The 11502-nt window shown below is 61.3% G+C and carries 7 protein-coding genes; 5 read left to right on the plus strand and 2 right to left on the minus strand.

What is annotated here, in order from left to right; all coding sequences use genetic code 11:
* Positions 1-113: 113 nt before the first annotated feature.
* Both BTIS_RS12025 and BTIS_RS02345 read right to left on the minus strand, forming a co-directional pair.
* Positions 114-1508: a LacI family DNA-binding transcriptional regulator gene (locus BTIS_RS12025; protein WP_245819221.1), complete on the minus strand. Its 1395-nt coding sequence runs from the start codon at positions 1506-1508 to the stop codon at positions 114-116.
* A gap of 103 nt (positions 1509-1611) precedes the next feature.
* Positions 1612-3825, minus strand: coding sequence for a DUF6020 family protein (locus BTIS_RS02345; RefSeq protein ID WP_143248842.1), 2214 nt, complete (start codon positions 3823-3825; stop codon positions 1612-1614).
* A gap of 250 nt (positions 3826-4075) precedes the next feature.
* Between BTIS_RS02345 and BTIS_RS02350 the strand changes: the two genes are divergently transcribed.
* From BTIS_RS02350 to BTIS_RS02370, 5 genes are all read left to right on the plus strand, one after another.
* Positions 4076-5059: a sugar kinase gene (locus BTIS_RS02350; protein ID WP_094662290.1), complete on the plus strand. Its 984-nt coding sequence runs from the start codon at positions 4076-4078 to the stop codon at positions 5057-5059.
* A gap of 71 nt (positions 5060-5130) precedes the next feature.
* The gene (gene eda / locus BTIS_RS02355; RefSeq protein ID WP_094662292.1) at positions 5131-5793 is read left to right on the plus strand and encodes a bifunctional 4-hydroxy-2-oxoglutarate aldolase/2-dehydro-3-deoxy-phosphogluconate aldolase; all 663 of its coding nucleotides are present in this window, start codon (positions 5131-5133) and stop codon (positions 5791-5793) included.
* Positions 5794-6204: 411 nt separating this feature from the next.
* Positions 6205-7752, plus strand: a complete 1548-nt coding sequence (locus BTIS_RS02360; RefSeq protein ID WP_245819222.1) for an MFS transporter — start codon at positions 6205-6207, stop codon at positions 7750-7752.
* A gap of 146 nt (positions 7753-7898) precedes the next feature.
* Positions 7899-8333 carry a hypothetical protein gene (locus BTIS_RS02365; RefSeq protein WP_094662294.1) on the plus strand — a complete coding sequence of 145 codons (435 nt, stop codon included), beginning with the start codon at positions 7899-7901 and terminating at the stop codon, positions 8331-8333.
* Between the two features lie 621 nt (positions 8334-8954).
* Positions 8955-11450 (plus strand): glycoside hydrolase family 31 protein, encoded by a 2496-nt coding sequence (locus tag BTIS_RS02370; protein ID WP_094662296.1) that lies wholly within the window; start codon positions 8955-8957, stop codon positions 11448-11450.
* The last annotated feature ends 52 nt before the right edge of the window (positions 11451-11502 follow it).

Here is an 11502-nt window from a genome sequence, read left to right on the forward strand (position 1 = left end):
ACGTGTGCCGTCTCGTCGGTCAGTCCGCTGGCTGACGCGTTTCCCCGAGCGGAAATCCGCGGAAGAGGATGAAGGCGGCACGCTGAATCCCGTTGGGCAACGGCACCGGCGCTCTACCGCTTTTGGGTCGAACCGAACACCCTGAGTCGGGCCGGGATCTCCAATCGTTCCGCGGGTGAGGAGTCGCCGTCGTAGATGCGTGCGATCAGTCGCGACGCGGCCGTGCGTCCCATGAGCACCGGATTCTGATCCAGACAGGTGATGCCCGGGCCGCTGTATCGTGCCCATCGTTCAGTGGCAAACGCGCACAGCCCCACCGTCGTGCCCACGCCGTTCACCGTGCCGGCGCCGATTGCAGAGTCGTGATCGTCGTCGGCAACATGGTTGTGATCGTTGCTGTGACCGACGTTGCCGGCAGCATTGTCGCGGTCTTTGCCACGATCGATATCGTTACGACCATCATGATCGTCGCCGTTCGCGCACGACTCGCTCAATGGTTCGCTCGGCTCGGCCAGTACGGCGAACACGTCGCACATTGCATCCTCGTTGTTGGCGAATATGCAGATGCGCTCGCCGACGTGCGCATCCAGAATCGATGTGAGTCGTGCGGCAAGTCCGACGCCGTTGCCATCGTCGACTATGCCGTTATCGCCGACTGTATCGTCAACCGTGCTGCCGTCGTCAACCGTGCCGCAGTGACCAATTGTGCTGCCGTGAGTAGCCGAGTCGTTGTCAACCGCCCTACCGTGGCCAGCCGTGCTGCCGCTAACCGCACCGCTGCCGCCAGTCATACCGCCGTAATCCATATCGTCGCGCGGCGAATCGGCATATTCCAGCACTTCTCCGGCGAGGTCATGCGTGGCGAGATACGCGCGGACCGCCTCCGCGCGGGTCTGTCGGGTCGTGATGCCGGCAGCCGGCTGCGTCACGAACACCGCGTACGTGAATCCGCGCTCGCGCACGTGATCGAGCATCATGTCCACTGCGCCGGCATTGTCGGTCACGATGCAGTCGCAGACGATCGGCGAGATCATACGGTCGAGCATCACGATCGGAGGATTGCCCGCCGTGCTTGCGAACGTTGTCAAGAACTCGTCGTTGCCGCCGACCGTGTTGATGATCAGCCCGTCCACCTGTGAATCCATCAGCGATTCGATGGCCGCACGTTCCAGCGCCGGATCGTCGTCGGCATCGCTGACCAATAGCTGGATGCCGCGTGCCCGGCACACGGACTGCATGCCCTTGAGCAGTTGTGAACTGAACGGATTGCTGATGTTCGCGATCGTCACGCCGATCATACGACTGTTCGTGGCCTTGAGTCCCTGCGCCATCTTGTTCGGCCGGTATCCGAGTTCCTTGACCACCGCCTCGATGCGGGCGCGCGTGTCGGCGGACATGTAATCGTATTCGCCGTGCAGATACCGCGAAATCGTGGTCTTGGATACGCCGACTGCGGCCGCCACATCGGCGATGCTGGGCTTGCGTTTCGCTTTCGCTGGGCGACTCATGACTGCGGAACCTCCTTGAAAGGCCATGGCGGGTGTTCATCGAACGATGCGAACGGTTGCGGCTCGATCTGAAACCGGGCCGCAGATGTTGCGGAATCCGATTTCACTCGTTCTTCGCGCGTTCTCCATTCTTCAGGTTAACCGGTTTCCGTGGCAGTCGCATCAACGGAATGGCGGCGATGATCGCCGCGCCGAACGCCAGCGTCCACGTGTACCGGGTCTGATGGCCGGGCAGCAGCAGGAGCGTGAGTATGGTCAGCGCCCACGGCGTGAACAGCACGAGATTGCGTCGTCGTTCCGCGCCCGCCAGACAGCACAGCGCCAATGCGGTCAGCGGCACGAATACCGCATACGTGGCCTCGCTCATCAGGAACGATACGCCGGGCATGTGCGCCAGCGTCTTGTAGATCGCCGCGCCGTACTGCTGCGGTATGGATTTCTCCGCGCCCTCGTCGTCGCTGTGGTATTCGGGAAGGATGAAACGCTGCGGATTCTCGCTCTCCCACCCCCATCGCACGTACCAGCCCTCGTCGTAATACGAGCTCATCGTGAACGGATCGCGCAGCCACGGCACGGCATGCAGATAGTCGCCGATATGCGTGACGCCGAGCCTTGCCCACAGCATCAGGAACCGTGCGGTGTCGGCGGTGGTGGCGGTGTGATCGTAGCAGAGATCCTTGATCGTGTCGGCGCTGCCGATCTCGTGGGCCCGATACGGTTCGATCAAGAGATATCGCCGCAGCTGACTCGTGGTGCACATGTTCACCGAGTCGACCACGGCCCGGTCATCGTCGGAAAGCAGCGGTTTCGTCGAACCTCCGTCCGTCGAATCGTCCGTCGAATCGGTCGGATGCATGCCCGGCGCGTATCCGTCATACTTGGCCACGACATACAACGTCTGCTGCAGCGGAATGCTGATCATCTCCTGGCGTCCGCCGGGTGCCACATGCAGCAACGGGAACACGATCGCCGTGATCACGCTCACCAGCACGACCGGTATCACGGCCAGCGACAGTGAGATCAGACGCCGTCCGCGCAATGCCACGGCGAACACAAGGAACGACGCGGCGATGATTTCCATCGCGATCTTGCGGGTCTCCGCACAGATCACCGCCAGCACCACGATGCCGACGATCAGCCATGGACCGAGGCGCTCGCCGGCGACTATCCGTCGCACGTATTCGATCATGAGCACCATGAGCAGCAGGAAGAACGGCATCGACGTGGTGTCCTTGACGATCGCCATGGACGTGCGGCCGAAGCAGGGCGTGAGCCCCACGAACGCCAATGCGCCCGCGCAGTACTGCCACGGCACGCGCATCACGCCGCCCAGATAGGAGAGCACGACCGCCAATGCGGCGATGATGGCCAGTGTCTGCAGTACGGCCAGCAGATACAGGCCCCACTGTTCGCTGCCCATGGCCAGACCGAGCCGGTCGAAGAATCCGTAGATCACGGTGTCGAGCCACGGATGCTGGTCGTTCATCGTCGAGCCGAGATCGACCGCGCGCGACGACGGGTCCCAGACGTATCCGGAACGCACCCACATGATCTGGGCGATCGTGTCGGCCGCGATGTTGACCGGCCACAGCAGAATCATCCATGGTAGCCAGCACACGGTGATCATGCCGAACAGGATGGCGACGTTGCGTGCGGAGAAGGTGTGGAAGAGTCGGGGGAGGAACGTGGCGGCCCGGGAAGCGGATTTGGCGGATTTGGACATCGTTATGCTGTCCGGCATCGCAATGGCTTGCGTCGAGTCCTGTGCAGTCCGTTCTTGCACAGTCCGTGTCATGACCCGCGTGGCCCACGAGAGCAGTATGGCCATGGCGGCGATAGCGAGCAGTGCGAAACCGGCATACCGCAGCACCATGAACAGATGGAACCATATGGTCCGATATTGCGGTGCCACATACGGCAGTGTCGGCGTGGCCTGCGGGGGAGCGTGCCGGCCGCCATCGTAGTGGGCGGGGATGGTGAGTGACAGCGCGAAGACGAGACCGGTGCCCGCGGCCCATCCGCGAATGCGGGCCGTTTTGGCGAATGCCTGCCATCCCGCAAGTTCGACGACGAATACCGCGACGAACAGGGCCAGACCGGCGGCACTGCCCGTTGCGCTCATCGTTGTGGCGATGTCCGTGAGTGCGGATGGAAAATCATGGAACGCCTTGGCATCGGTGTATGAGGCCGTCAGCGCGAAGCATGATATCGCGCTCGCCGCGAGAACGGGCAGAACAACCCGGACGGGCGGAACGGGTACGGGAATGCGGAACGGCGTGTGACCTGTTGCGGTGGTGGCCGATCGAATGAGTGCCATGGCGTTCATGCTACTCAGTGGTTGGCAAAACGTTGGGATATCGTTGAGAAACGGCGGAATCATGCGATTTTGCGTGTGGCGTGGCCATGTTATGAAACCGATTTCGAATGTGAGTTCCGCCACAGGAATGGCAAATGCTGCCAACGCTGCCGGCCTACGACATCGTGCCGCTACTATGATGGATAGTGGCCGGGTTCAGGGTTCGAGCCCCGCCAAGACGACGTATCCATTTTGAACAAAGGGATTTCTCATGACGTTGGGTGCATCAACTGTGGATATCAAGCCTGGCAAGGTGCTGCTGGTCGGTGAGGCGATGGCGCTGTTCACCGCGCAGCAGGAGGGGGACATGGCCGAGGTCGAGACGTTCGGAGCCTCGGTCGCCGGTGCCGAACTGAACGTGGCCGTGGGTCTGTCCCGTCTGGGACAGAAGCCGGTGTACATGACCAAGCTGGCCGAGGATCCGTTCGGTGGTCGAATCCTTAACTTCATGAAGCGCAACAACATCGATACCTCGCTGGTGACGATCGACAACACGCATCCCACCGGATTCATGCTGAAGTCCAAGGTGAGCAAGGGCGATCCGAAGACCGCCTACTTCCGCAAGGGTTCCGCTGCCTCCACTCTGGCTCCCGCCGACGTGGATGCGGTTGATTTCTCCGGCATCTCGCTGGTGCACATCACCGGCATCCTGCCTCCGCTGAGCGAGACCACGCTGGCCGCCGCCAAGGAGCTGATCGCCAAGGCCCGCGAGCATGGCGCCTACGTATCGTTCGACCCGAATCTGCGTCCGGCCATCTGGCCGAACCTCGACCTGATGCGCAAGACCCTCGTCGAGCTTGCCGCCCAGGCCGATCTGGTGCTGCCCGGCGTCGGCGAAGGCCGTGAGCTGTTCGGTGCCGACGATCTGGAAAGCACCGCTCAGGCGTTCATCGACAACGGCGCCAAGCTCGTCGTGGTCAAGGACGGTCCTGCGGGCGCGTACGCCACCGACGGCAAGGACTCCACCTACGTGCACGGATTCGTCGTGGACAAGGTTGTGGACACGGTCGGCGCCGGTGACGGCTTCGCCGCCGGTACGCTGTCGGCGCTTATGGATGGCCTGACCGTGGACGAGGCTCTGGAGCGTGGCTGCGCGCTCGGTGCCATCCAGACCCAGTTCATCTCCGACAACGAGGGTCTGCCTACCCCGGAGGAACTCGAGGCGTTCAAGGCGTCCCACCGTCGCGCCGAGTGACGGCATCGGAAACGTGGCAACACGAGAACCGCAAAACCATCTGTTGGCAACAACACAAAGGAGTAATCACTATGGCAGATAAGACCAACGAAGAGCAGCTGGCCTACCTTTCCGAGCTGGGCGTGGTGCCGCTGGTCACCCTCCACAGCGTCGAGGAGGCCGTCCCGCTGGCCAAGGCCCTTGAGGAGGGCGGCGTTCCGGTGGCTGAGGTCACCTTCCGTTCCCCGTACGCCATCGAAGGCATGAAGAAGATCCGCGACGAGGTTCCGGGCGTCACCCTGGTGGCCGGCACCGTGCACACCGTGGAGCAGGCCAAGGCCTCCATCGAGGCCGGCTGCAAGGGTCTGGTGACCCCGGCCTTCACCAAGTCCGTGGTGGATTACGCCCTCGAGAACGACGTTCTGATTCTCCCCGGCACCGCCGTCCCGTCCGACGTGGACGACGCCTACCAGCGTGGCCTGCGCTACGTGAAGTTCTTCCCGGCCGAGGCCTACGGCGGCGTGAAGACCCTCAAGGCCCTCAACGGCCCGTTCGCCGAGATGAAGTTCCTGCCCACCGGTGGCGTGAGCCTCAAGAACGCTGAGGAGTACCTGTCCCTGAACAACGTGTTCGCCATCGGCGGCTCCTTCCCGGTGCCGTCCGCCGCGCAGAAGGCCCACGACTGGGCTGCCATCGCCCAGGCCTGCAAGGACGCCCGCGCCCTTGTCGAGAAGGTCCGCGGTGCCAAGGCCTGATGCCTTGAACCTGTGAGCTCTATGATTCTGAGATCCTGAGAGGGTCCTAGGATTTTCGGCCCGAGCCTCCGCGAGGGTCGTGTGATGCCCGTTTCGCATCATGATCGGATATGTCAAGTCTGGCATTTTCTCGGTCGCGACGCGAAACGGGCATTCGTCATATTTAGGCAAATCATGGCAACCATAGGTCATGTGCACGGTAAAACACCCACAATAGGTGTGGTTCTTCTAATGAACAAAAACGAACGAAATTGTTCGCGCACTGGCAGCGTGGATGATTTCGGCCGCCGGATCGCTGCGTCGCACCTGGCAGTAGACGCATCGATTCCCGACGTATGACGTGAAAAAAGGGTTCCACGTCATCAATGCCGATGCGGTTCTTTCGAGAACCGTTTCGAGGAAGGAAAAACATTGGCCTCCAATAGCGCAAAGTGGCCTTATAAGGCCCATGACATCACCATTGGTCGTGGTATCCAGTACGGTATGCTCGACCTCATGGGTGGTGGCTGGAACAACATCGTCTCCGGCGTCATCTTCGCATACCTCACCCTGGCGCAGGGCTTCAACCCCGCAATCGCCGGTTCCATCGCCGCTGCCGGCCGTATCGTCGACTGTGTCTGGAACCTGTTCCTCGGTCTGATCACCGATAACTTCTACAAGACCAAGCTCGGCCAGAAGTTCGGCCGCCGCCACTTCTTCATGGCGATTGGTCTTGTGCTGTTCGCCTGCGTCTTCCCGCTGTTCTGGATCAGCTCCACCAGCTGGGTCTACTACCTCGTGGTGTACATCGCCATGGAGATCATCATCGCTATGATGATCGTGCCGTGGGAATGCCTGCCCACCGAGATGACGCGTGACTACAGCCAGCGCACCACGCTCTCCGGCTCCCGTATGGTGATCTCCGCCACCGGTACCGCTCTGGTGTTCCTGATTCTGGCCGCCCTGAAGCAGGCCCAGAACCCGAACGCCTACCTGATCGCCGGTATCGCCTGGACCGTCCTGTTCGTGGTCGCCATCGGCATCTCCACCTTTGGCACTTGGGAGCGCCCGCTCACCAAGGAGTTCATCGAGGAGCTCAACTCCCGTCCGAAGCAGTCCGTGGGCGAAGTGCTCAAGGACTCCATCAAGGGCTACGCCGACACCTTCAAGAACCAGGCGTTCCGTACCCACCTCGCCGTGTACCTGCTGAGCTTCACCGGTAAGGACTTCTACTCCACCCTGCTGCCGACGTTCATCGCCTGCTGCATCTCCGGTGCCGGCGACTCCTGGCCGTGGACCTTCCAGGCCATGTCCATCCTCGGCATCCCGATGACCATCTGGTGCGCCCGCCTGATGATCACCCACGGCCCGAAGTTCCTGTTCCGCCTGAGCTACGTCTCCATCCTGATCGCCATGATCGCGTACGTGGCCGTGTGGGCCATGGGCATTCACAACCCGTTCTGGATCTTCCTGATCGTCTCGATCATCTACCAGTGCGGTCGTGCAACCCTTGAGTTCACCCCGTGGAACCTCTTCCCGTTCATGCCTGACGTGGACTACATCATGACCCGTGGTGACCGCGCTGGTCTGTACGCCTCCGTGATGACCTTCTTCCGCAAGTCCACCGGTGCCATCGCCACGTGGGTTGCCGGTATCCTTCTGGAACTCACCGGCTACAAGGCCGACACCATGAAGAACTTCGACACCACGCCGCACAACGTTCAGGTCGGTATCGTTCTGGTGTTCTTCCTGGGCACCTCCATCCTGATCGCCTGGGCCCTGTGGCTGAGCCGTCACATCTACCTCGACCGTGAGACCCACGGCGTGCTCAAGGCCGAGATCGAGCGCCTTGAGGAGGGCGGCGACAAGAAGGACGTGAGCGACGAGGCCCGCAAGGTCGCCGAGGAGCTCACCGGTCACCCCTACGAGAAGCTGTGGCCGGATCTGGACAAGAACGGTCGTCCGATCGAGCAGATCTGACACTGAGTTGTGAGCCGCGGGTGGCGGATGCCGTCCGCGGCTCATCCATAACTGAATGAATAACTAAATAACTGAATAGAACAACTGAATATCAATAATCACGCGGCCGTACCGATGGGGGCGGCCGAATCATGAAAGGCAATGCAATGGCGCAGATCATTCTGTACAACGAGAAGATCGACAAGATGGTGTTCATCCAAGCCGAGTTCAACGACGGCAAGGTCGCGTTCACCGGTCTTGACCAGGCCGGACAGCTCGACTTCGCCACGCCGGCCGACCAGATCGAGCCGACGCTGGCCGCGCTGACCGACGCCAACACCTTCGTGCTCAACGAGGGCCTCGACGGCAAGTTCAAGTCGATGACCTACGGCGAGTGGGAGGCCCTGCGTTGCGCCCAGGCCAACGCCGGCATCAAGGCGAAGGTCGACGAGCTGGCCGTGTCGGACGAGACGAAGGCCGAGATCAAGGGCTTCTTCGACTCCTTCACCGACTCGATGACCGTCAAGTACATCCAGGGCAAGCGCTCCTGGGGCCAGATCTACGACGAACTCTTCGCCGACTTCTCCAAGCTCGCCAAGTGAGCTGTCCGTTTCGGTGAACATCGCGTCAAATGTTGGCAAACGGTTGCCAACATACGGCGTTATCAGCGACAATAATGGTACCCGGCAATGCAGCTGAAGATCTGTGCCGATCGGAAGCCGCCTCTCGTAGCCTAATCACCTTCGACCGTGCCGGTAAGTCGAATACTTATCACCCGGGCAACTCCACTCGAGCGATCGGTGTTTGCAAGTGACTTCGCGGTTTTGATCGGTTCCGCGATGTGTGTGCCATAAACCCGTCCGACTTCCTTCCGTCGGGCGGGTTTTTCTATGTTTGCATATGTCCGCAGACGGTTGCGCGATCTCTATTTTGGAAAACGGTGGAAAATGAGGATGATTCTTAGCGCCATTATCTCGTGAAACTGTTGGCAACGCTTGATTCTGCGATTTGTTCGGCAATAGTGTGATTTGCTTCACGAAAAACGGCTCTCAAAAATGGAAAACGACGGAAAATCCGATTCGTTGTGATCTGCCTCACAGCAGACTGGAGTCATACGGACATGACGTGACAATGACATCGCGATCATGACCGTGACCATTTACCAGCGCACGACAACGAACGACGACGCATCGCAGTCGTACGCATGACGCGAAGGAGCCGTAGTGAAAATCAGCACCCTGCTCACCGGTCTGGAGAACCATGGCGATCACCTCGACGTGACCACCAACGGCGCCAAGTTCCAGGTGTATCTGATCGACGAGAACATCATCCGCATTCGCAGCACGTTCAAGGACGAGTTTCCCGAGGAGCTCAACTACGCGATCGTCAAGACCGCATGGGACGACGTGTCCGACGAACTCATGGCGGGGGAGCGCACCCGCGTGGAACCCATCGCCATCGAGCTGACGGAACCCGAACCGGGCGTGCACACCGTGTCCACCGGCACGTACACGCTGCGCATCCACAGCGATCCGTTCGCCTTCGAGATCGTGGACGCGGACGGCAACGTTCTGCACTCCGACCTGCCCGGCCGCTCGTTCATGGAGGACAGCCTCGGTCGTCCCACCCACTACACGAAGATGGGCAACCACAACTACTTCTACGGATTCGGCGAGAAAAGCGGCGAACTCAACAAGATCCGCCGTCGCATGCGCATGCACAACGTCGACTCGCTCGGTTGGGACTCCTCCAAGTCCGATCCGCTGTACAAGATGATCCCGTTCTACATCAACTTCGACTCCGAACGGAACCTCACCCACGGCCTGTTCTACAACAACTCCGCCGATTCCGTGTTCGACATGGACTGCGAGCACAGCAACTACTGGCTGCGCTACAGCTACTTCCAGGCCGAGGCCGGCGACATCGACCTGTACTTCATCGGCGGCCCGACCATCAAGGACGTGGTGGAACACTACACCGACCTGACCGGCAAGACCGCGATGATGCCGCTCAGCTCCCTTGGCTACATGGGATCGACCATGTTCTACACCGAACTCGACAAGGACTGCGACAAGGCCATCGAGGACTTCGTCGACACGTGCGCCAAGTACGGCATCCCCGTCGACGGCTTCTTCCTCTCGTCCGGATACACGTCGGGCGAGGACGGCAAGCGCTACGTCTACAACTGGAACTACGACCGCTTCCCGAGCCCTGCCGGATTCGTCGAGGCGCTCGAGGAGAAGGGCGTGCAGGTATCACCGAACATCAAGCCCGGCATGCTCAACACGCACTACCTGACCGACGAGTTCGAGCAGGCGCGCGCCTACGTGCGTACCGCCGACGATTCCGGTTCGCAGGTCGACCGCTACTGGGGAGGCCCCGCGCACTTCGTTGATTTCACCAGCCCGGCGGGCCGTGCCAAGTGGAGTGAGCACATGACCAAGCAGCTGCTCGCCAACGGCATCCGCTGGATCTGGAACGACAACAACGAGTACGAGATCGCCGACAACGACGCCATCGCCGAAACCGAAGGACTCAAGCGTCCGATCGGCGAGGTGAAGCCGCTGATGAGCACGCTTATGGCCAAGACCGCGCATACCGCGATCGAGGCGTTCGACGCCGACGTGCGTCCGTACGTGACCAACCGCGCCGGCTACGCGGGCATCCAGCGCTACGCGCAGACCTGGTGCGGCGACAACGGCACCTCGTGGACCAACCTCAAGTACAACGTGCCGACCATCCTTGGCATGGGCCTGTCCGGCGTGGCCAACCAGGGTGCCGACATCGGCGGATTCGACGGCCACGCGCCCGAACCGGAACTGTTCGTGCGTTGGGTGCAGAACGGCGTGTTCCAGCCGCGCTTCTCCATCCACTCGTGCAACACCGACAACACGGTGACCGAGCCGTGGATGTACCCCGAGTACACGCACTACATCGCTGACGCGATCCGTTTGCGCTACCAGCTCGCACCGTACTACTACTCGCTGCTGCACGAGGCGTCCGTCACCGGTGCGCCGATCATGCGACCGCTCGTCTACGAGTTCCAGAACGATCCGAACACGTGGAACGAAAGCTTCGAGTTCATGATCGGATCCTCGCTGCTCGTGGCCAACGTGCTCGACAAGGGCGTCGATTCCATCGACGTGTACCTGCCGGCCGGCACCGACTGGTATGACTTCGAAACCCGCCAGTGGCTCGCCGGAGGGCAGACGATCACCGTGCCGGTGACCCTGTCCAGCATCCCGATGTTCCTGCGTGCCGGTTCGATCGTGCCGCAGTGCCCCGGCCTGACCAACCTGCACAACCAGCCGATCGACCATCTGACCCTGCTCGTCGAACCGGGGGAGAAGACCACCTTCGACCTGTACGAGGACGACGGTGTGACCCGCGCCTACGAGCATGGCGACTACCTCAGCACCACGGTCACGGTGACGCCCTCCGCCGACGGTGTGGATATCGACTTCGCTCGCACGGGATCGTACGAGACCCGCGTGAAGACCATGGAGCTCGAGGTGCTGTGCCGCCGCATCGCGCCGCTGAGCGCCGAAGTGGCCGGACGCGAGATTCCGCGATTCCTCAACTACGACAAGTTCCTCGCCGCCGACGAAGGCTGGTTCTTCGACGGCCAGACCCGCAAGGCGCTGGTCCGCTACGCCAACCCGACCGGCGACTACCGCGCCAGCCTGGTCTTCAAGGCCAAGGATCTCGTCTCGATCTGAGTTGATCCGCCTGAGTTGATCCGCAAACGAAAGAACAACCCGGTATGGGCGA

The organism is Bifidobacterium tissieri, assembly GCF_002259645.1.
Lineage (GTDB): Bacteria > Actinomycetota > Actinomycetes > Actinomycetales > Bifidobacteriaceae > Galliscardovia > Galliscardovia tissieri.